At 61.1% G+C, this 23287-nt stretch carries 19 protein-coding genes; 17 read left to right on the top strand and 2 right to left on the bottom strand.

What is annotated here, in order from left to right; all coding sequences use genetic code 11:
* Nucleotides 1–83 precede the first annotated feature (83 nt).
* Nucleotides 84–1370, top strand: coding sequence for a radical SAM family heme chaperone HemW (hemW, locus tag HMPREF2971_RS04630; protein ID WP_070691616.1), 1287 nt, complete (start codon nt 84–86; stop codon nt 1368–1370).
* 641 nt (nt 1371–2011) lie between these two features.
* Here hemW and HMPREF2971_RS04625 read toward each other — a convergent pair.
* Both HMPREF2971_RS04625 and HMPREF2971_RS04620 read right to left on the bottom strand, forming a co-directional pair.
* Nucleotides 2012–2431 carry a DUF4870 domain-containing protein gene (locus HMPREF2971_RS04625; protein WP_070543537.1) on the bottom strand — a complete coding sequence of 140 codons (420 nt, stop codon included), beginning with the start codon at nt 2429–2431 and terminating at the stop codon, nt 2012–2014.
* A gap of 263 nt (nt 2432–2694) precedes the next feature.
* Nucleotides 2695–3564, bottom strand: coding sequence for a DUF3097 domain-containing protein (locus tag HMPREF2971_RS04620; RefSeq protein ID WP_070691614.1), 870 nt, complete (start codon nt 3562–3564; stop codon nt 2695–2697).
* A gap of 217 nt (nt 3565–3781) precedes the next feature.
* Here HMPREF2971_RS04620 and dnaJ point away from each other — a divergent pair, with 217 nt between their 5' ends.
* The 16 genes from dnaJ to HMPREF2971_RS04545 all read left to right on the top strand — a co-directional run bounded on the left by dnaJ (nt 3782) and on the right by HMPREF2971_RS04545 (nt 23276).
* Complete coding sequence (gene dnaJ, locus HMPREF2971_RS04615; RefSeq protein ID WP_049349589.1) at nt 3782–4918, top strand: molecular chaperone DnaJ; 1137 nt, start codon at nt 3782–3784, stop codon at nt 4916–4918.
* A gap of 174 nt (nt 4919–5092) precedes the next feature.
* A complete protein-coding gene (locus tag HMPREF2971_RS04610; protein ID WP_070691612.1) occupies nt 5093–5872 on the top strand; it encodes a 16S rRNA (uracil(1498)-N(3))-methyltransferase in 780 nt (259 codons plus the stop codon).
* An 84-nt stretch (nt 5873–5956) separates the two neighbouring features.
* Nucleotides 5957–7093: a PhoH family protein gene (locus HMPREF2971_RS04605; RefSeq protein WP_070484447.1), complete on the top strand. Its 1137-nt coding sequence runs from the start codon at nt 5957–5959 to the stop codon at nt 7091–7093.
* 3 nt (nt 7094–7096) lie between these two features.
* Nucleotides 7097–7618, top strand: coding sequence for an rRNA maturation RNase YbeY (ybeY, locus tag HMPREF2971_RS04600; RefSeq protein WP_005505992.1), 522 nt, complete (start codon nt 7097–7099; stop codon nt 7616–7618).
* A 9-nt stretch (nt 7619–7627) separates the two neighbouring features.
* Entirely contained in the window at nt 7628–9094 is a 1467-nt protein-coding gene (locus HMPREF2971_RS04595) for a hemolysin family protein (protein ID WP_070691610.1), read from the top strand.
* A gap of 125 nt (nt 9095–9219) precedes the next feature.
* On the top strand, nt 9220–10377 hold the full coding sequence (locus HMPREF2971_RS04590) for a GTPase Era (protein WP_210398873.1): 1158 nt from the start codon (nt 9220–9222) through the stop codon (nt 10375–10377).
* Nucleotides 10378–10616: 239 nt separating this feature from the next.
* Nucleotides 10617–12056 (top strand): LCP family protein, encoded by a 1440-nt coding sequence (locus tag HMPREF2971_RS04585; protein WP_070691608.1) that lies wholly within the window; start codon nt 10617–10619, stop codon nt 12054–12056.
* A gap of 405 nt (nt 12057–12461) precedes the next feature.
* Nucleotides 12462–14210: a 2-isopropylmalate synthase gene (leuA, locus tag HMPREF2971_RS04580; RefSeq protein ID WP_070691605.1), complete on the top strand. Its 1749-nt coding sequence runs from the start codon at nt 12462–12464 to the stop codon at nt 14208–14210.
* Between the two features lie 225 nt (nt 14211–14435).
* On the top strand, nt 14436–14969 hold the full coding sequence (locus HMPREF2971_RS04575) for a hypothetical protein (protein WP_246825041.1): 534 nt from the start codon (nt 14436–14438) through the stop codon (nt 14967–14969).
* 255 nt (nt 14970–15224) lie between these two features.
* Entirely contained in the window at nt 15225–16073 is an 849-nt protein-coding gene (locus HMPREF2971_RS04570; protein ID WP_070691603.1) for an undecaprenyl-diphosphate phosphatase, read from the top strand.
* A gap of 158 nt (nt 16074–16231) precedes the next feature.
* Nucleotides 16232–17539 carry a cysteine--1-D-myo-inosityl 2-amino-2-deoxy-alpha-D-glucopyranoside ligase gene (mshC, locus tag HMPREF2971_RS04565; protein WP_070691601.1) on the top strand — a complete coding sequence of 436 codons (1308 nt, stop codon included), beginning with the start codon at nt 16232–16234 and terminating at the stop codon, nt 17537–17539.
* A 1-nt stretch (nt 17540) separates the two neighbouring features.
* Nucleotides 17541–17663, top strand: a complete 123-nt coding sequence (locus tag HMPREF2971_RS09440; RefSeq protein WP_256370683.1) for a hypothetical protein — start codon at nt 17541–17543, stop codon at nt 17661–17663.
* Between the two features lie 230 nt (nt 17664–17893).
* Nucleotides 17894–18970 carry a tRNA (adenine-N1)-methyltransferase gene (locus HMPREF2971_RS04560; protein WP_070543518.1) on the top strand — a complete coding sequence of 359 codons (1077 nt, stop codon included), beginning with the start codon at nt 17894–17896 and terminating at the stop codon, nt 18968–18970.
* A gap of 134 nt (nt 18971–19104) precedes the next feature.
* A complete protein-coding gene (gene arc, locus HMPREF2971_RS04555; RefSeq protein WP_070678366.1) occupies nt 19105–20931 on the top strand; it encodes a proteasome ATPase in 1827 nt (608 codons plus the stop codon).
* Between the two features lie 144 nt (nt 20932–21075).
* Nucleotides 21076–22887, top strand: a complete 1812-nt coding sequence (dop, locus tag HMPREF2971_RS04550) for a depupylase/deamidase Dop (protein ID WP_070691600.1) — start codon at nt 21076–21078, stop codon at nt 22885–22887.
* Between the two features lie 194 nt (nt 22888–23081).
* A complete protein-coding gene (locus HMPREF2971_RS04545; RefSeq protein WP_005506016.1) occupies nt 23082–23276 on the top strand; it encodes a ubiquitin-like protein Pup in 195 nt (64 codons plus the stop codon).
* Nucleotides 23277–23287: the final 11 nt, after the last annotated feature.

The following is a 23287-nucleotide window of genomic DNA, read 5'->3' as shown; positions in this document are numbered from 1 at the left end:
CCCGTTGATGCTAACCGCGTAGCCGCATGCGCGGTGCCCATATTTGATTCCCCCAACCGCCACACCTAGTTCCAGGAGGCAGAATGCCCGCCCAGCCCACCGGCGCCCCCGCACCCCGCGACGGGCGCATCCCCGCCACCAGCGCGGCAGGATGCGAAACCCGCGACTTCAGCCTCTACGTACACATCCCCTTCTGCTCCGTACGCTGCGGCTACTGCGACTTCAACACCTACGCCACCGAAGACTTCGGCGACGGCATCGGCCTCGGCACCTACGCCGACGATGCCATCGCAGAAATCCTCTTCGCCGCCCGCACCCTCGAGGCATCCGGCGTCGCAAAACGCCCCATGCACACTGTCTTCTTCGGAGGCGGCACCCCCACCAAACTGCCCGCCCGCGACCTCGTACGCATCCTACAGGCAGCCATCGACGTATTCGGCCTCGTCGAAGGCGCAGAAGTCACTACCGAAGCAAACCCCGACTCCGTCACCCGCGAAGACCTGCAAACCCTCAAGGACGGCGGCTTCACCCGCGTATCCTTCGGCATGCAGTCCGTCGTCCCCGAGGTGCTACAGGTACTCGACCGCACCCACACGCCTTCCAACGTGCCGAAGGTCGTCGCCTGGGCCAAGGAGGTTGGCCTGCAGGTGTCCGTGGACCTGATTTACGGTTCGCCGGGGGAGAGCCTGCAGCAGTGGGAGCAAAGTGTTCGCGCCGCAATCTCCTACGAGCCGGACCACATTTCGGCGTACTCGCTCATCGTGGAGGACGGCACCAAGCTTGCCGCGCAGATCCGCCGCGGCGAATACACCATGCCCGACGAAGACCTCATGGCGGACATGTACCTGCTCGCCGAGGAGCTACTCACCGAAGCCGGCTACAACTGGTACGAGGTCTCCAACTACTCGCGTAGCGAGGACACCCGCAGCGACCACAACCTCGCCTACTGGCGCAACCAGGACTGGTGGGGCATCGGCCCCGGCGCGCACTCGCACGTGAACGGTACCCGCTGGTGGAACGTGAAGCACCCGGTACCGTACGCGCAGAAGGTGCGTGCGGGGGAGTCCCCGGCGGCGGCACGTGAGGTGCTGGACACCGCCACTCGTGCTTTTGAGACGATTATGCTCATGATCCGTGTGCGTGAGGGCTTGGCGATGCGCGAGCTGCTCGCCGTGCATGATGAGGCGCAGCTGGGCGCCTCCCTGCGCTGGCTGGTTTCTCAAGCTCTGATTGAGCCTGATGCTTTGAGTCCTCAAGCTGAACCTGACCCTGAAGCCCACGTGCGACTAACCCTCAAGGGCCGCCTGCTGGGCGATGCTGTCACCCGCGAGCTGCTCCCGGAGGTCTCGGAAGAGCACGAGGAGCACTAAGAAGCATTGGTCTGACAAGGGGCTTTTCAATCGGGGCGGCGTTCCGGTTCTGGTCTGTCGCATCTCCACTTGATGCTTTTCTCTAACGCTGCCTGCGAATAGCGTGCACCCCGGTATTGCCGTAATATTTCGGTGATTTCGGGGTGTTTTTGCGGGTCTCAAAAAACTTTTAAAAAATTTTTCGGGGCTGTTTGGAGGGACTTTGGGGGAGCATCACACCTTACACCGGTGTGCTAATTGTTCGCATTTGTGCTGGACTAGCCGAAAGAATTTTCCACTCCTTCATGCCGCTTTTGGGATGCGTATTTTTCGATTACTTTCCTTAGAAAAAATTCTCCAAAACACCCAATTTCAAGTTGTGGTTGAAGGTTACGCTGTGCCATAATAGGTCATGGCAGGACGGTATATGTCTAACAGCGTGTTCTCGTCTTTGCTGAAGTTGAGTGAATACGGTTGTGGGCTCCTGGTAACAGGGGCCCACGATCGTTTAACAACGATTATCTACAGCACCATTCGGTAGAGTTTGCAGCAATTCACGCGCACTAGGCAAAGAAGCCCCACTTAAACACGAAAACGCCCCGCACACAACGTGCGGGGCGTTCAGTGTAAAAGCTATCAGCGCGGTTTAGGACCGGCAGTTCTTAGGACTCTGCGGATTCTGCGTTCTCGGTGGAGTAGAAGCGGTCCAGCAGGCGCGGGTTAATGCGGTAGCTGTACGGCTCACCGCGGTTCACCTCAATACCGGCTCGGACAGATGCAACCGCCATGAACAGCCACACGAGCGCGCCCAGAACCATGGCAGTGTTGCCCATGCCGGGCAGGAAGGACAGTACCCACAGCGCCACCAGAGCAATGGAGGGCAGGAGGGTGAAGTTCATCGCCTCGCGAGCTTCCTGCTCAGCGAAGGGTGCGTTATTGCGGCTGACGTAGAAAACCGCAGCGGAGGGGATGATGCCGAGAATACCGCCGAAATGCGCGAGAGTCGCACGGTTGCGGTCCTGAATCACGCTAATCTTACGGGTTTTCTGAGGCCCGGTTGCCGGGCGAACATCGTTAGTCACGAAAATCCTGGTTCGATAGAAGTTTCTTGTGGTGATCACCTAAGCCGGTGGATCTGCCCTCCGAGGAGGTGAATCGTTTGAGCGGTGGTGACCTAAGAGTGTAGTGATGGCGCAACATAAACCCACAGGGGCAATGCCACACGCTCAACTATTGTACCGCTTTAGGGAACAAAACCCACAGGATAATGCCCTCGAGGGAAAGGTTCTGAGCAAATTCACACCTGCGCCCGCAGACGGGGGCGCAATAGCGGGTTTCCGTGTGGTTAGGCACCCGGTTCGGTCAGAAAATCAATGAGCGATTCGACCGGGCCGAGCAGCGTCGGATCCAGGTCAGCGTAGGAGTCAACGCGAGAGAGGATGTGCTTCCACGCCTGCGCCACATCCGCCTGCGTTTCGTGCGGCTGACCCAGACGACGCAACGTACCCTTCTTGAAGTCCTCACCGCGCGGCACCTGCGGCCACGCCTTCAAACCCAGCACCGAGGGCTTGACTGCCTGCCAAATATCGATGAACGGGTGGCCCACAATCTTCACGTGCCCGGCGGCACCCGGCACGGCAAGCGCCTCCGCAACGATACGCTGCTCCTTCGTGCCCTCAATCAGGTGGTCGACCAGAATGCCCAGGCGGCGGCCCGGGCCCGGCGCGAACTCACGAATAGCACCGGCAAGATCATCCACGCCGTGCAGCGGCTCCACAACAATGCCCTCAACGCGCAGATCGTGGCCCCAGACCTTCTCCACGAGCTCGGCGTCGTGCAGGCCCTCAACCCAGATGCGGGAGGCGCGCGCCACCCGAGCCGGGGCGTTCTTCACCGCAATAGAACCGGAACGAGAAATCGTGCGCTTCGGCTCCTTCGCCGCCACCGGGGCGACAATCTCAACGGGCTCACCCTCAATCATGTAGCCCGGACCCAACGGAAAATTCTTCACGCGACCCTTCGCGTCCTCGAGTCCGAAGAAGAGAGCACCGCCGATGCGTTCAGCTTTCACGACCTCACCCACCCAGCCGTTAATATCCTCAATCAGCAGGCCGCGGCGCAGCGGCACCTTACGCGGAGGCGGCGCCTGGCGGCTCATGCGGGCGGCGTTTAGATCCTGGGCACCCCAGCCGTAGGGGGAGTGGTGGGTACTCAACGTATTCTCCTCTGGGGCGGTAGGGGTGAAAATCGCAATAGGACTACGGAGCCGATTTCAGGGGCACAGGCACCGCAGATTAAGCGGATAGCGGGAGCGACCCCCATTCAGCCTAGCCATTGTATCGGGTCGGGGGTGGTATCCCCTAGAATTGATACGACCATTGTTGGCGGTGCACTCATCGAGCACCGCCATCGTCTCGAGAGGAAGGAAACGCATGAGCCACTACGATACTCTCGGCGTATCGAAAGACGCCAGCCCTGAAGAGATCAAGAAGGCGTACCGAAAGAAGGCACGCCAGCTGCACCCCGACGTGAACCCCTCCGAGGACGCAGCCGAAGAGTTCAAGCGCGTCACCCTCGCCTACGAGGTGCTCTCCGACCCCGAAAAGCGCCGCAACTATGACACCACCGGCGACGAACAGGGCCGCGCAGGCTACCCCGGAGGCGGCGGCTACCCGGGCGGCGGATTCAGCGGCTTCGGCGGTTTCGAGGACCTGCTGAACATGTTCACCGGCGGCGCGGCAGGTGCCCGCGGCCCCGCATCCCGCATGCGTCAGGGCCAGGACGACCTGATTACCGTCTCCATCAGCCTGCAGGACGCCGTGTTCGGTGTTGAGAAGACCATTGAGCGTCGCTCCGCCGTGACCTGTAAGTCCTGTAATGGTGAAGGCACCGCAGAGGGCACTCAGCCCGAAACCTGCACCACCTGCTCCGGTCACGGTTTCATGCAGCGCCGCGTGCAGTCCATCCTCGGTACCGTCATGCAGCAGGTTGAATGCCCCGACTGCCACGGCTACGGCACCGTCATCAAGACCCCCTGCCCTGAATGTCACGGTCAGGGCCGCGTACGTGAAGACGTGCCGCTGACCTTCAATGTTCCCGCCGGCGTGCACGACCAGGCGCGTATCCGCCTGCGCGGCAAGGGCGAGGCAGGCCTGTACGGTGGTCCCAACGGCGACCTGTACATTGACCTGAACGTCAAGCGCGACAAGTACTTCAGCCGCGAGGGCGACAATCTGGTTACCACCGTGAATATCCCCATGGTCGCGGCGGCACTGGGCACCACCATTCCGCTGAATACCTTCGATGGCGACCAGGAAGTTGCGATCCCCGCAGGCACTCAGAGCGGTGACGTAATCACCCTCAACGGCCTGGGTGCAACCGTGCTCGGCACCGAGCGTCGCGGCGATCTGCTGGTGCGTATCCAGGTGGTCACCCCCACCGACATGACCGAAGAACAGCGTGAACTGCTGCGCCAGTTCGCCGCCCTGCGCGGTGAATCCCTCACCGAAGGTTCGCAGGTCAAGCACCGCGGTGGCCTCTTCTCCCGCCTGAAGGACCAGTTCAAGTAGGATTCCTACACCAAGCTGAGGATGCGGCGGGTGCGGTACTCAACCCGCACCCGCCGCATTCCTGTCAGCACTGCTGTCAGCATTGCGCTGTACGCGCCCGCGCTAAGCTACACACCTATTTCTCACGCCACCCGCACATTACCCACGCTTTCAAACCGCACCTCAAGGAGAACCATGAGCGCCCCCATCTTCTACATCAGCACGGAAGAATACGACGCACTCACCCCCGGCGCCACCTGCGCGCTCGGCGGCTCCGAAGGCAAGCATGCCCTCGTCAAGCGCCTTGAGCTCGGCGAACGCATCGACCTGGGTGACGGCACCGGCCGCCGCGCACTCGGTACGGTTGCCTCCATCAACGCGGACGGCGTGAGCGTTCAGGTGCAGGAGCTGTGCGAGGAACGCAGCGTACCCTCCATCTACCTGGTGCAGGCGCTCGCGAAGGACGGCCGCGATCTGCTCGCCATCGAAACCGCCACCGAGCTGGGCATGTACGGTGTGCTTCCGTGGAGCGCGGACCGCTCCATCGTGCGCTGGAAGGGGGAGCGCGCCTCCAAGGCACACACCAAGTGGCAGAACACCGTCACCGCCGCGGCGAAGCAGTCGCGCCGCGCGCTCATTCCCGAAGTGTACGACCTGTACAGCACCGCCGACCTGGTGGAACTCATTGAAGAAGTTGCCGGTGAAGGCTCCGAGCAGTCCGCCGCCGTGTTCATCCTGCATGAGCAGGCGACCGAACGCCTCAGCGCCCTGGCACGCAAGCTGGTAGAGGCAGAGAACCTGCCCGAAGAGATCTACCTGCTCGTCGGCCCCGAAGGCGGCATCAGCGACCGCGAAGTGCAGCTCTTCACCGACGCCGGCGCGCAGCTGGCACTACTCGGCGACGAGGTGCTGCGTTCCTCCACCGCCGGTTCTGCCGCCATGTGCACCCTGAACGTGGTGCTGGGCCGCTGGTAGAGCGCCCGCTACTGGATTCCCTCCGGTGCGTGGTGCATCACGCGCATCTATACTTGTAAATACATCACTAGCCAAGGAGCCCATATGACTACCTCCCGACCTCTCTCGACCGCGCGCACCGTATCCTTCAAGAGCGCCGCAGAAATGATCGCCGTGCTCGGCCCGCAGGACGCGCACCTGGCGATTATCGAGGACTACTTCGAGCAGATTAGCCTGCGTCCCAAGGACCTGGACGTGCTCATCACCGGCCCCTCCGAGGCCGTCAACACCGCCGCAAAGCTGCTGAACGAGCTGCGCGTACTCTCCAGCCACGACACGCAGATTACCGTGCAGGTCATTCACCGCCTCATGGGCATGCTCGGCGACGAACTGAGCAACCCGGCGCACTCGCTGTCCACCAGCATCCTCTCCACCCGCGGCACCACGATTCGCCCCAAGACCATTAACCAGAAGAAGTACGTGGACGCTATCGACGCGAACACCGTCATCTTCGGCATCGGCCCGGCGGGTACCGGTAAGACCTACCTCGCCATGGCGAAGGCTGTGCAGGCGCTGCAGAGCCACGAAGTGAACCGCATTATCCTCACCCGCCCCGCCGTGGAGGCTGGCGAGCGTCTGGGCTTCCTGCCCGGCACCCTCAACGAGAAGATCGACCCGTACCTGCGCCCGCTCTACGACGCGCTGCACGACATGCTCGAGCCCGAAACCATCCCCAAGCTCATGGAGGCGGGCACCATTGAGGTCGCACCGCTGGCGTACATGCGTGGCCGCACCCTCAATGACGCGTTCATCATCCTCGACGAGGCACAGAACACCACCGCCGAGCAGATGAAGATGTTCCTGACCCGCCTAGGCTTCGGTTCGAAGATGGTCATCACCGGCGATATCACCCAGGTTGACCTGCCCGGTGGCGCCGCATCCGGCCTGAAGCAGGTGCGCAACATTCTGCAGGGCGTGGAGGACATTCACTTCAGCATCCTGGAATCCTCCGACGTGGTGCGCCACACCCTGGTCTCGAATATTGTGTCCGCCTACGATCAGTGGGGCGAAGACCAGAAGGCAATGGAACGCAAGCGCAACCGCAAGGTCAAGCGCGCCACCATCGAGGCCGCAGCTGAGAAGCTGCTGGACCGCGCTGGTATTAACGGCGGCTCCGAAAAGAACGCCGAGAAGGGCCAAGCCAACGCCGATAACGCACAGACTACCCCGGAAGGACGCTAAACGGTGGCAGAGATCGAATTCGACTGTGAAGAACCCGCAACCGGTGCCGACCCGGCAACCGACGCCTTCATCCGCGAATCTTTCGAAGCGGTAGACACCGAGGTGCTCACCCGCCTCGTCGAGCACGCCTTCAAACGCATGCACCTTGCCGATGACACCTACCTGTCCATCGCCATCGTGAACGAAGACGAAATGGAACGCGTGCACATCGAATGGATGGACCTGCCCGGCGCAACCGACGTGATGAGCTTCCCCATGGACGAGCTGGAGCCGGGAACCCCCGAAAACCCCTCCAGCGGCATGCTCGGCGACATCATCCTCTGCCCGCCCGTCGCCGCACGTCAGGGCGCAGATGCAGGTCACAGCACCCTCGATGAGCTGTGCCTGCTCACCACTCACGGCATTCTGCACTGCCTGGGCTACGACCACGGCACCGCCGAAGAGGAAGCTGAAATGTTCGGCATTCAGCGCTCCATCCTCGAAGAGTTCCTGGGTCGCCCGGCACCGGTCGAAACCCGACACTAGGGGAGCGGCGTGGACATTCTACTCACAGTCCTCCTCGCCGTTCTCGCGCTCTGCCTGACCGTGGTCGCGGCAATCGCCGAAACCGCATTCACCTACCTGCCGCACAACGAAGCGGAAGAAGCCGTGGAAGCACACCCGGACACTCTCGGCGCCCGCGTCCTGCAGCGCACTCTCGACGGTGACTCCGAAGCGTACACGCACCCGCTGCGCCTGACCCGCCTCATTGCGGCAGCCGCCGCGGTGCTCGCCACCATGACCTGCCTGCTGAACCTGGTCGAGGTGCACGCGCTCGCCGTCGTGCTGACCCTCGTGATTGTTGCGCTGGTGGGCTACCCGATTCTGCATGTACTGGCTCGTGCTCTGGGTCGTAACCGCCCGGTCGCGTCGATTCGTGTGCTGGCTCGTCCGGTGCACTACCTGTCGGTTCTGCTGAGCCCGGCGACCGGTCTGCTCGATAAGCTCAGTGTGCGCCTGGCGCCGGAACGTTCGGCTGAGGCCCCGGTGGGTGTGTTCGATGAGGAGGAGCTGCGCGAGTTCCTGGACCGCGCCTCCGACGCTGAAACCATTGAGGATGACGAGGCGCAAATGGTGCAGTCCGTCTTTGAGATGGACGATACCCGCATCCGTTCGCTCATGGTTCCGCGCACCGACATGCTCACCGCTAGCCGTGACACCCCTCTGCGTGAGGCGCTGAGCCTGTTCCTGCGTTCGGGTTATTCGCGTATGCCGGTGATTGGTGATTCGAGCGATGAGATTCTGGGTGTGCTCTACCTGAAGGACGCGATGCGCGCCTTCATCCTGCACGGCGAGGCTCCCGAAGGTACCGCCCTGCCGACCGTGGTTGAGCTGATGCGCCCGGCTCGTTTTGAGCCCGAGTCGAAGCGCGCCATGGACCTGCTGCGTGAGATGCAGCGCGAGTCCACGCACGTGGCGATCATTGTTGATGAGTACGGCGGCACCGCCGGTCTGATTACCCTTGAGGACCTGATTGAGGAGCTGGTCGGTGACATTTCTGATGAGTACGACCGTGAGCGCCCCGAGTACACGCTGAATGACGACGGCACGTTCCGTCTCTCTGCCCGTCTGGGTATTGATGAGCTGGGCGAAATTTTCGGTCGTGAACTCGACGATGAAGATGTTGATACGGTGGGCGGTCTGCTCGCTAAGCATCTGGGCATGGTGCCGATTATCGGTTCTGAGATTGAGATTGACGGCATTCATATTCGTGCGATTGGTTCGTCGGGTCGCCGCCACCAGGTGGATATGTTGCAGGCGTGGTATGAGCCGCCTCGTGATGAGCAGCAGGGTGCTGAAGGTTCCGCGGCATCTTCCTCGGAGCCTAATTCCGCGGAGGTTGCTGACATCCTCACAGTGGATACCGAGCCGCCCGCTGTGGCTGAGCCGCACGCGCATCCGGATCTTCCGGGAGACATTGCAGAGGCTGAACCGGCAACCGATCAGCACGGCAACCGCTAGACATCGAATATAGACGCCGCATCATCCCATACACACTTTGAGCCGGCCGCCCCGCCCCCGGAAGGCGCAGGCAGATGAGGCTGGCATCCCATACGCCCCGCACGGGGTTGATAAGGAGAAACACAATGGACCAGGAGTACACCCCGCTCGATTTGAGCACGCTGGACTTGAGCACCCCGCTACCGACCTACCCGGAGAATTTCCGTTCGGGCTTCGCGTCGCTGGTGGGCCGCCCCAACGCCGGTAAGTCCACTCTGACGAACGCTATGGTTGGCCAGAAGGTGGCTATCACCTCGAACCGTCCGCAGACGACCCGCCACACGATTCGCGGTATTGTGCACAAGGACGAGTACCAGCTGATTCTGGTGGACACCCCGGGTATTCACCGCCCCCGCACTCTGCTGGGTGAGCGTCTGAACGACCTGGTGGCGAGCACCCTTTCGCAGGTGGATGTGCTGGGCTTCTGCATTCCGGCGAATGAGAAGATCGGTCCGGGTGACCGTTACATTGCGTCGCAGCTGGTGGCGTCGAGCAATAAGCCGGTCGTCGCGATTGTGACGAAGGCTGACACTGTGAGCTCTGAGGAGTTGCGTGAGCAGCTGCTGGCTGTTGAGGCACTCGGCGAGGAGGTCATGAGCGCTGAGCGTGCGGCTCGTGCTAAGCGTGCCGCGCATCGTGCGAAGCAGAAGGGTAAGGGCCCCAAGGGTAAGGGCGGCAAGAATGATGCTGTGCCTTTCGCGAAGGGTTCGGGTCCTGCGGCTAAGCGCCGTGCGGGTGAGGTGTCTGAGCCGATGCCGGTTGACGGTAAGGGCGGCTGGGCTGCGATTATCCCGGTGTCTGCTGTGAAGCATTTCCAGGTGGATGCGGTCGCTGACCTGCTGGCGCAGTACACTCCGCTGTCGCCGCCGCTGTACCCCGAGGGTGAGCTGACCGATGAGCCGGAGGCAACCCTCATTGCGGAGCTGGTGCGTGAGGCAGCTCTGGAGGGTGCGCGTGAGGAGCTGCCCCACTCGATTGCTGTGACGGTTGAGGAGATGGAGTTCCGTGAGGGCCGCCCGGAGGATAACCCGCTGCTGGATGTGCACGTGAACCTGTTTGTGGAGCGTGAGTCGCAGAAGTACATCATTATCGGTAAGGGCGGCTCGAATCTGCGCAAGATTGGTACGAAGGCTCGTGAGCAGATTGAGGCGATGCTCGGTACCCGCGTTTATTTGAATATTCATGTGAAGGTTGCGAAGGAGTGGCAGTCTGACGCGCGTGCGTTGAACCGTTTGGGATTCTAGTAGCTTTCCTGAGCGCATCGCCCAGAGAATTTGCGCTGAGAGGTCACCCCTGCGAGGTCACCCCGAAAGGTGGCCCTGAGAGGTTGTCTTCGGGGCGGTCGCGCATCCTTAGTTTTCACCCGGTGGCTTGCAGAAATATGTGCATGCCTCCGGGTGAAACTTTTCACTCTCATTCGGCGCTCATAGGGAAGAGTGTTACTCTGAGAAAGCACTTGCTCACCGGCAGAAAGAGAAAAGGTATGCCCCAGGCACCTCGTTTACGAAGCACCGGTCGTCATATGCGCACGACGGTGATGACTTCAAACCGCAATAAGTGGATTGCTCTGCTTACTGCTTGCATGCTCGTCATTGTTGTTGGCTTTGGTGGCGTGTTGGCTCTGCGTATGCGCAATAATCTGCATACTCAGGAGCTGAACATCAGCAATTACAAGGACGGCCTGGAGAACGGCGCCTTGGACATTCTTGTGATTGGCTCCGATACCCGTAAGGGTAATAACGGTGCGTACGGTGATGAGGATGACCGCAATTCTGAGGCTCGCGCGGACGTGATGATGCTTCTGCAGATCAGCAAGGACCGTAAGAACGTGAGCGTGCTGTCGTTCCCGCGTGACCTGATGGTTGACGTTCCGCAGTGTACTGACCCTGAGAGCGGCACCGTGTACCCGGCTGAGGAGAACGTTCAGATTAACGAGTCTCTGTCTCGCGGTGGTCCCGGTTGTACTGTGGCGACCATTAGTAAGCTGACCGGTGTGAATATTGACCACTTTATGTTGGTGGACTTTAACGCTGTGAAGGAGCTGTCGAAGGTTGTTGGCGGCGTTCAGGTGTGTGTGGATGCTCCGATTGATGACGAGTACAGTGGCTTGAAGCTTCCTGCCGGTACTTCTTCGGTTGAGGGTGAGCAGGCTCTTGCGTTCTTGCGTAGCCGCCACGGCTTCTCGGATGGTTCCGATATTGGTCGTATTCAGGCTCAGCAGGGCTTCTTGTCTTCGCTGCTGCGTAAGGTGAAGAGCGAGGGTACTCTGTCGAATCCGGGCCGTCTGATTAATATTGCTGAGGCGATTACTCAGAACGTGACGGTGGATAAGAACCTGGGTAATATCAGCACTCTGGTGGGTGTTGGTGCGACTCTTGGTGGCGTGGACCTGTCGAACGTTGTGTTTGCGACCGTGCCGACTGAGCCGTGGAGCCAGGATGAGAACCGTCTGCAGGTTTCTGCGGATGCTGCGAACGTGTTCCAGCGTCTGCGTGATGATAAGTCGCTGAAGGAGGAGAAGGCTCCGGAGGCGCCGGCTACTGCTGCCGCTCCGGTTCAGCTGGATCGTACGGTTCCGGTGAACGTGTACAACGCGACCGGTCTGGATGGCCGCTCGGCTACGATCGCTTCGGTGATTGAGGGCCTGGGCTACACGAATGTTACTCCGGGTACCTCCGCTAGCCCGACGAACTTCACCACGGTGTTCTACTCGACCGGTTACGAGGCGGAGGCGAAGGAAATCGCCGCGAAGCTGAACGTAACCCGCGTGGTGGCTACTGAAGAGGTTCTGGGCGTGTCGGTGACGATTGGTACTGACTTCCCGTCCGGTGAGGCGATGGAGAAGCAGGAGGCTGCGATTGCGGGTAACGCGACCGGTCAGACTGCTGATCAGCACAAGTGCCAGACTGCTTTCGCCTACTAGGTTGTAGCTAGTAGAACATAGCGCAGATACGTGAATAGCGAACAGAAGGGGCGTAGCGCCAGAAATGGTGGCTGCGCCCCTTTGTCGTTGATTCTTTCCAGATGATGGACGGCTTCCCGGGTGCCCTGCCACCGCCTCCGACCCCTGTGATAGCGTGGAGGCATGACTATTGACGGTGAGAGCAAGCGCGGGGTTACCCGCCAGGCAGTGAACCTGCTGCTTATTCGCCGGAACGGGGCACGCTAGAATCTGCCGCAACCGTTCCGGCTTTTTGACGCGGCATCTCACCTTCGCATCCTCTCTGATGCACCGCCTTGACCACGGCTGCCGGGGACCGATACCCGGCACGGTACGAGCCCCACATTTGGGGTAGAGCGAGACGGAACAACCAACAGGAAATTCATCATGAAAAACCACCAGAAGCCCAGCCCCATGCCGGTACACAAGTACCGCCCTTTCCGCGAGCAGATTGTTGTTGACCTGCCGGACCGCACTTGGCCGGATAAGGTCATTGAGAAGGCTCCGCGCTGGTGCGCAGTGGATCTGCGTGACGGCAACCAGGCGCTGATTGACCCCATGGACACCGACCGTAAGCTTGCGATGTTCAAGCTGCTGGTGAAGATGGGTTACAAGGAAATTGAGGTTGGTTTCCCTTCGGCGTCGCAGACTGACTTTGATTTTGTGCGCACTCTCGTTGAGGACGGCCACATTCCTTCGGATGTGACCATTCAGGTTCTGGTGCAGGCGCGTGAGCACCTGATTGCCCGCACTTTTGAGGCGATTGAGGGCGCACCGCAGGCGATTGTGCACTTCTACAACTCGACCTCCGTTCTGCAGCGTCGCGTGGTGTTCAACCAGGATCAGGAGGGCGTGCTGGATATCGCCCTGCAGGGTGCGCGCCTGTGCCGCAAGTACGAAGAGCAGATGATCTCTGACACTAAGGTCATCTATGAGTACTCGCCCGAGTCTTTCACCGGCACTGAGCTGGAGTACGCGGCTCGCGTGGTGAACGCTGTGGCTGAGGAACTGGAGGTCGGTCAGAACGGCCGCGAGCTGATTGTGAACCTGCCCGCTACCGTTGAGATGGCTACCCCGAACGTTTACGCCGACTCTGTCGAGTGGATGGACCGCAACCTGAACCACCGCGAGCACATTGTGCTGTCGCTGCACCCGCATAATGACCGCGGTACCGGCGTGGCTGCTGCTGAGCTGGGTTACTTGGCGGGTGCTGACCGTATTGAGGGTTGCCTCTTCGGTAATGGCGAGCGCACCGGTAACGTTGACCTGGTGACTTTGGGTCTGAACATGTACACCCAGGGTGTGGATCCGCAGATTGATTTCTCTGATATTGACGGTATCCGTAAGACTGTTGAGTACTGCAACCAGCTGAAGGTGCACGAGCGTTCGCCGTATGGTGGCGATCTGGTGTTCACCGCGTTCTCTGGTTCTCACCAGGACGCTATTAAGAAGGGCTTTGAGGCTCTGGAGCGTACCGCTGCTGAGGCGGGTAAGACCGTGGATGAGGTGTACTGGGAGGTTCCGTACCTGCCGATTGATCCTCGCGATCTGGGTCGTACCTATGAGGCGATTATTCGTGTGAACTCGCAGTCCGGTAAGGGCGGCATGGCGTACCTGCTGAAGCAGGATCACGGTCTGGATCTGCCGCGTCGTGCTCAGGTTGAGTTCTCGAAGATTGTTCAGGCTCGTACTGACGCTGAGGGCGGCGAGATGACCAGCGAGAAGCTGTGGAACATCTTTGCGGATGAGTACCTGCCTGCTGCTGATCCGCAGAACCGTTGGGGTAAGTACCGTATTGAGTCGATTAATATTGATTCGGCTGATACTGGTGCGACTACTCTGCGTGTTGGTCTGAACATTGATGGTCACACGTACACCCGTACTGCTTCGGGTACCGGTCCGGTGGATGCTCTGCAGAACATCCTGTCGGGCGAGGGCGTGGATATTCGCGTGATGGATTATTCGGAGCACACCATGTCGTCTTCGTCGACTGCTAACGCGGCTTGCTACGTTGAGGCTGCTGTTGGTTCTCGCGTGCTGTGGGGTATTGGTGTGGACAGCTCGACGACTCGTGCGGCTTTGAAGGCGATGATTTCGGCTGTGAACCGTGCGCTGCGTGATGAGCGCCAGGCGTAGGCGATAGCGTACATGCTTTGTGCAAGGTTTTCGGGTGACCGCTGGCGGGTGACCGTTAGCCGCGCATGAAGCGGGGGCGGGACGCATACTGGGAGTATGTATCCCGCCCCTTAGGCGTTTAATGTGCGCAGGTGGTGTGCGCATTGGCGGGCTGTGGGGCGAATAATCTGCTGGGAGGAACTCTCATGAAAAGCTACGAATGCTGCAAGTGATGACCCGTTTGAGGTGCAGTATGCGCAGGCTCGGGTGCATCCGTACCAGTTGTTGTTGCGCGATATTTTGGATGCCGAGTTTGCGGTGTTGTACCTGAATGAGGAGGAGTTCTCCTCCCGTACACAGCCGCCTGAGGATGTGCGCCGACCCGGTGAGCATCGTGGTGAGGAGGAGAGCTTCAGCGCCTGGGCTTTGGCGGATCGTCAGCAGCCGCTGGACCGTAAGCCTGCTCTTGTGGGGTGGGTTCCGACGGATGATCCGAATGCCGGTAAGGTCCCCAGTGATGTGTTTGAGAATGTTGACCCGCAGACTGGTTATCTGAGTCCGTTTGATTGGGACGCGGAGGATTCGGCGTGGTTTGAGTGGGCGAAGCCGCTAATTGCGGTGGGTACTCACCTGGGTGGCACTCATTTTTATGCGCAGGCTCTGCCGGAGGGTCTGACGGCTCGTTATATTGAGTTCGATGAGTTTGATGTGCTGAATTTTGGGTGCGGTAGCGCTGTTTTTGATTTTGAGACTGGTGTTTTTGACTGGTCGTGCGGCTAGTACGCTTGCACCGGAGAACGCGCCGCTGATGCGCCTTCGCCGCGCCGGAGAGCGCGTATTTGAGGTGTTTGCGCGGTCTCTTTGAGCCGTAGATGAACCGTTGATGAGCCGTGGATAAGCCCCGGTTGCACCGCGGTGTACCTCCTGAAACGGCACCCTGAGCGTTTCACAGTGTGGACGGGGCGGTTTGCGGAGGTTCCACATCACCTTCGGCGAACCGCTCCGGGCGGGTGCGCCTCCTGTATCCTTGAATGCGTGGAATGGATTCAAGCGATTATTTTGGGCTTTGTTCAGGGCCTTACCGAATTTCTGCCGATTTCGTCATCGGCGCATCTGAACATTGTTGGTCAGATTCTGCCGGAGAAGGCTGACCCGGGCGCCGCGTTTACCGCAATCACCCAGCTGGGTACTGAGACTGCGGTTCTGATCTTCTTCTGGCGCGATATTGTGCGCATTGTGAAGGCGTGGTTTGGCACTCTTACCGGTCGTGTACCGCGCAATGACCCGGATGCCCGCATGGGTTGGCTGATTATTATTGGCTCCCTGCCCATCGGCGTTCTGGGCCTGCTGCTGGAAGACTACATTGACACCCAGTTCCGCAGCCTGTGGATTGTGGCGACCATGCTGATTGTGTTCGCCGTGTTCCTGGGTCTTGCGGACCGTTTCGGCCGCGAGCAGCGTGAGCTGAAGGACCTGACGTTCCGTCACGGCCTGCTGTACGGTTGCGCACAGGCGCTGGCGCTGATCCCGGGTGTTTCCCGTTCGGGCGGTACGATTACTGCGGGTCTGTTCATGGGTTACACCCGTGAGGCTGCGGCACGTTACTCGTTCCTGCTGGCCATGCCCGCCGTGTTCATGTCTGGTCTGTACAAGACCTTCAAGGTGGTCACCGGCGAGGAGGCGACCGGCTATTACGGTATTCCCTCGACTATCGTGGCGACTTTGGTCGCGTTCGTGGTGGGTTACCTGATGATTGGCTGGTTCTTGAAGTACGTGTCGTCGAAGTCGTACGGCATTTTCATCTGGTACCGCATTGCGCTCGGTATCCTGATTTTCGTTGGTCTGGGCACTGGCGTTCTGAACGCTACTTCTTCGGCGTTCTAAGGCTTTAGCCCTCAGCGTGATATGACATACCCGTCCGTGAGTTTCTCACGGGCGGGTATTCTTATTAGAGTAGATTTTTTGGCACCCGCATGCTCTGAGGTTGGGCGGCGGGTGTGGCGCGTCCACCGGGTGTGGGCGTTTTTACGGAAAGGAAACCCATGCGAGCTTGGGATGCTCCGGCCTCTGTGACTCTGCCCGGTCAGGCTGCGCTGCCGCGCATTTTTGATACTGCAGCTGGTGAGATTGTTCAGGTTCAGGAGGATAAGGCAGCGAGCCTGTACGTTTGCGGTATCACCCCGTACGACGCAACGCATATGGGTCACGCCTCCACCTATGTTGCTTTTGACTTGCTGCACCGCGCCTGGCTGGATGCGGGCGTGCCGGTGACGTACGTGCAGAACGTGACCGATGTGGATGACCCGCTGCTGGAGCGTGCGACCGCCACGAACGTGGATTGGCGTGAGCTGGCTGAGGATCAGACGGAGCTGTTCCGCACCGATATGAAGGCGCTGAACGTGATTCCGCCTGCGTACTATGTGGGTGTGGTGGAGTCCATTGAGTGGATGTTCCCGCTGATTGAGGATTTGCTGCGCCGCGGCCTGGCGTACCGCGTGCCCGGTTTCACGGATGAGCAGGGTGTGGTGCATCCTGACGGTGACGTGTACCTGGACTTGAAGGCTGTGCATGAGCTGCCTGCGAACGCTGAGGGCTACTCGTGGGCGCCGGGTGAGGTCTGTCACCTGAGCCGTGATGAGATGCTGGAGATTTTCGCTGAGCGCGGCGGCGACCCGAACCGTGCCGGCAAGCGTGACGCACTGGATCCGCTGCTGTGGCGTATTGAGCGTGAGGGCGAGCCGAGCTGGGATGCCGGCGAGCTGGGCGCGGGCCGCCCCGGCTGGCACATCGAGTGCACCATGATTGCCCGCCGTTTTGTGGATGGTTCGCTGACCGTGCAGGCTGGCGGTAACGACCTGATGTTCCCGCACCACGATTTGGGTGCGGGCCATTCGTGGGCTGTGTCTGCGCGCCCGCACGCTAAGCATTACGCGCACACTGGCATGGTCGGTTTGGACGGCCACAAGATGAGCAAGTCCCGCGGCAACCTGGTGTTGGTTTCGCGTCTGCGTGCAGCCGGTGAGGATGCGAACGCGGTGCGTCTGGCGATTATGGGTCAGCATTACCGTTCGGATTGGTTCTGGACTGATGAGCTGCTGGAGCACGCGAAGGCTCGCCTGGACACTTACCGTCACGCGGTGTCGATGGCTGAGGGCCGTGAGGGTTCGAGCGATGAGGCGGCGGTTGAGCTACTGGCCGCTGTGCGTGAGGCGCTCGGCGAGGACCTGAACGCTCCGGCGGCGTTGGCTGCTGTGGATGCGTGGGCTGTGAAGGCTCTGGCGGACACCACCGTCGGTGGTGGCGCGCTGGTGCGTGACATCCTGGCGGCACGCCTGGGCGTGGTCCTCTAAGATGGCTTCGTCGGTTATGGAGGAGCTGTACGCTCTTCGCCCGTATGACCGTGAGACGGTCGATGCGCTTGCCGCAGAGATGTTAGCTGAGGTTCGCGCGTACGAGGCGCAGAAGGAAGCGTAGGGCTTCTGAGGGCAACAAAAGGGGTGGGTGACTCTGGAATAACTCCAGGGTCACCCACCCCTTTTGCGTTTAACCGGTTGTAGAACCCGATGACTGGTTATCACGCCCGCGGGGTAATGCGCCACAGCCGATTTGCAGACTCCGCTAAAATAGAAAAGGATTTTTTCCGTCCACAGTTCGCCGCGACGGCGAACAGCACAGACTGACCCAAACCCGAGGAGAACCACCCCGTGAGCAGCGGCACCCACACCCCTACCGGCGCAATCAACCGCCGCGGCCCCTTCCGCCCCGGCGAGCGCGTCCAAATCACTGACGAACGCGGCCGCATCACCACCATCACCCTCGCCGAAGGCGGCGAATACCACTCCCACAAGGGCTTCCTCAAGCACGACGACCTCATCGGCGCACCCGAAGGCACCGTCATCGCCAACACTCACGGCATCCTCTACCAGGCGCTGCGCCCCCTCTACAAGGACTTCGTGCTCTCCATGCCGCGCGGCGCAGCCGTCGTCTACCCCAAGGACGCCGCCCAGATCATCGTCAAGGCAGACATCTTCCCCGGCGCACGCGTCGTCGAGGCCGGCGTCGGCTCCGGTGCACTGTCCATCGCGCTGCTGCGTGCAGTCGGCGACTACGGTTGCGTGCACTCCTTCGAACGTCGTGAAGAGTTCGCAGACGTCGCCCGCGGCAACATCGAAACCATGTTCGGTGGACCCCACCCGGCGTGGAAGCTGAGCATCGGCGACCTGCAGGACACCCTTCCGCAGGTTGAAGAGCCCGGCAGCGTCGACCGCGTCGTACTCGACATGCTCGCACCCTGGGAATGCCTGGACGCTGTAGCGGAGGCGCTCGCACCCGGCGGCGTGCTCATCTGCTACGTTGCGACCGTGACCCAGATGTCCCGCCTGGTTGAGGGCATGCGCCTGGACGGCCGCTTCACCGAACCCGAATGCGACGAAACCATTGTGCGCGGCTGGCACGTGGAGGGCCTGGCGGTCCGCCCCGACCACCGCATGGTTGCACACACCGCGTTCCTGGTCGTGGCTCGTCGCCTGGCTGACGGTGCGGTGCGTCTGGCACCGAAGCGTCGCGCGTCCAAGACTGATTTCTCTGAAGAGGATATGAACGCGTGGATTCCCATGAACGTGGGTGAGCGTGAGGTGACCGATAAGAAGATTCGCCGCGCAGCCCGCGATGCGAAGAACCTTGCCGCTCACGCCGCACGCGCGAACGAGATTGCGCTCGAACAGAACGGTACCGCGCAAAACGACAGCGCAGCAGCTGAGGCGACTGAATCCGCCGAATAATTTGAACCACCTTTGACCTGCGGGGGCACGGGCGTTGCCTGGAGCCCCCGCAGTGCACTCACCAGGCTACTCACTGTGCCCAACCACCCGCACCGAGTAGCCGCCGACAAGGACGAACAGCTAAAGGAGCTACCGTGTCCACCCACGAATCTGCAGATCAGGCAGGAACCCCCCAGTACGGCACCGCCCACAGTGCAGCCAGCGCGGCACCGCACTACTCGGCTGCTTTCGGGTCGACCTCCCTGCCCGGCAGTCAGCCCGTCAGCGCGCAGGAGTATGACGCCGTGCTGCGTCGACTTTCCGCGGCGGAGGCAACCCGCGACAATATGAGCCGACAGATTCGTGGTGCGGGGGAGAAGAACCGCAAGCTCGTTGAGGCAATCACCAGCATGCGCTACCAGGTGGAGCGTCTGCGCGCGTCCCTGTCGCAGAACGTTATGCCGCCGCTGAATTCGGCAATTGTGCTGGCGGTGCATGAGGGTCAGACCATGACCTACGAGCAGGTCGCGGACGATAAGACCCCCGCCGAGATTGACACCTACCTGGATGTTCAGGTGAGCGGCCGCATGATGCGTATTCCCGTGTCCCCGCTCATTGACCTGTCCACGCTGACCCCCGGCATGACCGTGCTACTCAACGACAAGACCGAGGCGGTCGTTGCCCTAGACACCGAACCTTTCGGTGACGTGGTGACCGTGCGTGAGGTGCTGGATGAGCAGCGCGTGCTGGTTGATACGTCCTCGGGTGCTCAGCAGGTGGCGCGCGTGGCTGGTTCCCTCGACATTGAGCAGCTGCGCACCGGTGACGCGGTCACCCTTGACACGCGCACCCGCATGCTGACCTCGCAGGTTCCCGCCTCCCGCTCGCAGGAACTGGTTCTGGAAGAGATCCCGGACGTCACCTACGAGCAGATTGGTGGCCTGGGCGCACAGATTGAGCAGATTCGCGACGCGGTGGAGCTGCCGTACCTGCACCCCGAGATTTTTGAGCGCTACCACCTGGCGCCGCCCAAGGGTATTCTGCTGTACGGTCCTCCCGGTAACGGTAAGACCATGATTGCTAAGGCTGTGGCGAATTCCCTGGCGGCTCGTGCGGCTGCGCTGAACCCGGGTTCGGCTACTCGCGGCTATTTCTTGAACATTAAGGGCCCCGAGCTGCTCGATAAGTTCGTGGGCGAGACCGAGCGTCAGATCCGCGATATTTTCGTGGCCGCCCGTGAGAAGGCGGAGGCGGGCCACCCGGTTGTCGTGTTCTTCGACGAGATGGAGTCGCTGTTCCGTATGCGCGGTTCGGGTCGTTCCTCCGATATTGAGACGACCATCGTGCCGCAGCTGCTTGCCGAAATTGACGGTGTGGAGTCGCTGCAGAACGTCATCGTCATTGGTGCGACCAACCGTGAAGACCTCATCGATGCCGCGGTGATGCGCCCGGGCCGACTCGACCTGAAGATCCGCATTAACCGCCCGGACGCCGCCGGTGCGGCAGAGATTTTCGGCCTGTACCTGACCGAGGACCTGCCCCTGGACGCTGCGGAGGTGGCAGCCGCCGGTTCGACCCGCGCCGCCCTGACCGCGATGATTGCGGCGGCGGCAGGTCAGCTGTACGCGCGTACCCCCTCCACGGCGTACGCTGTGGCGACCGTGGATTCTTCCATGGTCGTTGGTTCTGGTGCGAGCGCGAACCTGTCCACTCACACGCTGTACCGCGGCGATTTCGCTTCGGGCGCGGTGATTCGCAATATTGTGGATCGCGCAAAGAAGGCGGCGATTAAGGAGCAGCTGCAGGCGCTGACCGCCGGTGCGGACGCTTCGAGTGTGGGTATTGGTACCCGTCACCTGCTGGAGGCGGTACGCGCCGAGTTTGAGGATCAGGTGGATTTGCCGCCGCTGCCCGATATTGAGGACGCGCTCACCGTTGCCGGTGTACGTGGCCGTCTGGTGTCGGTGGAGCCGCCGCGCTAAACCGAGCGCCCGCGCCATGAGTCGGACGGCGCGCACCCGCTAACCTGCGCACTCAGCCCACACCTCGCGCTTACCCCGCTATACAACCGGCATTACCGCAGGTCCAAAGCCTTTAGATGGTATAGATTTTTTCAGGAGAACCCCATGAACTCCACCCCCAGCTACGGCGTGCACCGCATTATGGGTGCAGAAACCGAGTACGGCGTCATCGCCCCCTCCGCGCCGGGCACCAACCCGACCGTGCTGTCGGCACTGGTGGTCAACACCTACGCCAAGCTCGCCTTCCGCCGCGGCGCCGCCTTCCGCGAGCAGCTGCAGCGCCGCGCCCTGGCGGATGAGCTGACCGCCGAGCAGGCACGCCAGGCAGAGAACTACTCGACCGCCACCCCTGAGGGTCAGTGGCTGGGTGAGTCTGAGTCGCCGCTGCGTGACGCGTTCGGTCAGGTTCAGGACGCATCCACCGCCCACTCAAGCCAGATGACGCACACCCGCACCGAGCTGACCAGCGAAGATATCGCCCTGGAGATTATGCGTGAGGCGGGTGTGCAGGCACTGGGTGAGCCCGCCGAGCCGCGTAGCGCCCTGGATGCGCTCGCCGGTGTGCACGGCCGCGGTGGTTTCCCGGAGCGTCTGGACTGGGACCGCGTGACCATGAACGCGATTCTGCCCAATGGCGCGCGCCTGTATGTGGATCATGCGCATCCGGAGTATTCGTCGCCGGAGGTTCTGACCCCCGCCGACGCGGTGCTCTATGACGCTGCCGGTGACGCGCTGGCGTACGAGTCGCTGGTGGAGCTGGGCAATCACGCGCAGGATTTGCCGCAGGTGAAGCTGTACAAGAACAACACCGACTCGAAGGGCCAGTCATACGGCGCCCACGAAAACTACCTGATCAGCCGTGATGTTCCGTTCGAGCAGGTTGCGGATGCGCTCCTGCCGTTCTTTGCGACCCGCGCGATTTTTACGGGTGCGGGCCGTGTGGGTATTGGTACGCACGGTGAGGTTCCTGGCTTCCAGATTAGTTCGCGTGCTGATTTCTTTGAGCGCACGATTGGTCTGGAGACCACGATTCGCCGTCCGATTGTGAATACGCGCGATGAGCCGCATGCGGACGAGTCGAAGTACCGCCGCCTGCACGTGATTCCGGCGGATGCGAACCTGTCGCACTATTCGAACCTGTTGAAGTTTGGTACGGCGGCGCTGGTGATGAACCTGATTGAGTCGCACAGCGAGCAGGCTCCGGTATTGCCGGGTGTGCGCCTGTCCGATCCGGTGGCGGCGATGCACGCGGTCAGCCACGATTTGTCGCTGTCGGTTCAGCTGCCGCTGGCGCCGTCTTCGGCGACTCTGCCGAACCCGGTGTCCACGAGTGGTTCGGCGAGTGCCCTGCAGATTCAGCGCGCCTACTATGAGGCCTCCCGTGCGCATGAGGAGTCAAACCCGGCGGGCGTGGACGCTGCGACCGCGCAGATTCTTGATCTGTGGGGCGAGGTTCTGGACGCCTTGGAAACCAACCCGCTCTCGCTGGCGGATCGTCTGGACTGGGTGGCGAAGTATGCGCTGGTGCGCGGGTATGTCGCTCAGGGCGTAGATTATGCGAATCCGAAGTTGAAGGCTTTGGATTTGCAGTACGCTGATATTGACCCGTCGAAGAGCCTGTATCACCGTCTGGTGTCGCGTGGCCGCATGCGCACGCTGTTCTCTGCGGAGCAGATTGAGCGTGCGACGACCGAGCCGCCGCGTGAGACGCGCGCGTTTTTGCGTGGCACGTTGATGGCGCGTTGGCCGGAGGAGATTCTGGGTATTAACTGGGATACGGTGTCCTGCCGCGGCAGGTATTCGAAGGATCTGACTCGTTTTATGATGATGGAGCCGACCCGGTACGGTGCCGCCCAGGTGGAGCCGCTGCTGGATGAGGTGAACCATTCGGATGAGTTGCTGAACCGCCTGCGCTAGTAGCGCCTCACAGCCGCAAACCCACATAAACTCATATTCTTCCCCGGGGCGAATACCCCCATTCGGAAGAGTAAAAACCACATAACCCACAGTTAGGGTGCAGGAGAATCCGGGTACCAAAACCCTTACACCCCGCACCCGACCCCACTAAAAACTTATTTGTCCACAACCGAAAACCCCTTGAGGAGAGAACCATGAGCCGCGAACGCATCAGCGCACAGCAGACCGAAACCACCGCAGCCGAGCAGGAGCAGGAACTGACCCTCGCCGCCTCCCACGTTGTCTCTGACGTGAGCGAGGTCGACGACCTGCTCGACGAAATTGACGGCCTGCTCGCTGAGAACGCTGAAGACTTCGTCACCGGCTTCGTCCAGAAGGGCGGCGAGTAACCGGCGCACCT

The sequence above is a fragment of the Rothia sp. HMSC066G07 genome, assembly GCF_001814485.1.
Classification (GTDB): Bacteria; Actinomycetota; Actinomycetes; order Actinomycetales; family Micrococcaceae; genus Rothia.
Note: the sequence above shows the minus strand (reverse complement) of the source record. Positions and strands in the feature narration are given on the sequence as shown.

Bases quoted from the DNA above. Each gene is read 5' to 3' on its own strand.
- hemW (WP_070691616.1), top strand. From the start codon at position 84: ATGCCCGCCCAGCCCACCGGCGCCCCCGCACCCCGCGACGGGCGCATC.
- dnaJ (WP_049349589.1), top strand. From the start codon at position 3,782: ATGAGCCACTACGATACTCTCGGCGTATCGAAAGACGCCAGCCCTGAA.
- HMPREF2971_RS04610 (WP_070691612.1), top strand. From the start codon at position 5,093: ATGAGCGCCCCCATCTTCTACATCAGCACGGAAGAATACGACGCACTC.
- HMPREF2971_RS04605 (WP_070484447.1), top strand. From the start codon at position 5,957: ATGACTACCTCCCGACCTCTCTCGACCGCGCGCACCGTATCCTTCAAG.
- HMPREF2971_RS04590 (WP_210398873.1), top strand. From the start codon at position 9,220: ATGGACCAGGAGTACACCCCGCTCGATTTGAGCACGCTGGACTTGAGC.
- HMPREF2971_RS04585 (WP_070691608.1), top strand. From the start codon at position 10,617: ATGCCCCAGGCACCTCGTTTACGAAGCACCGGTCGTCATATGCGCACG.
- leuA (WP_070691605.1), top strand. From the start codon at position 12,462: ATGAAAAACCACCAGAAGCCCAGCCCCATGCCGGTACACAAGTACCGC.
- mshC (WP_070691601.1), top strand. From the start codon at position 16,232: ATGCGAGCTTGGGATGCTCCGGCCTCTGTGACTCTGCCCGGTCAGGCT.
- HMPREF2971_RS09440 (WP_256370683.1), top strand. From the start codon at position 17,541: ATGGCTTCGTCGGTTATGGAGGAGCTGTACGCTCTTCGCCCGTATGAC.
- dop (WP_070691600.1), top strand. From the start codon at position 21,076: ATGAACTCCACCCCCAGCTACGGCGTGCACCGCATTATGGGTGCAGAA.
- HMPREF2971_RS04545 (WP_005506016.1), top strand. From the start codon at position 23,082: ATGAGCCGCGAACGCATCAGCGCACAGCAGACCGAAACCACCGCAGCC.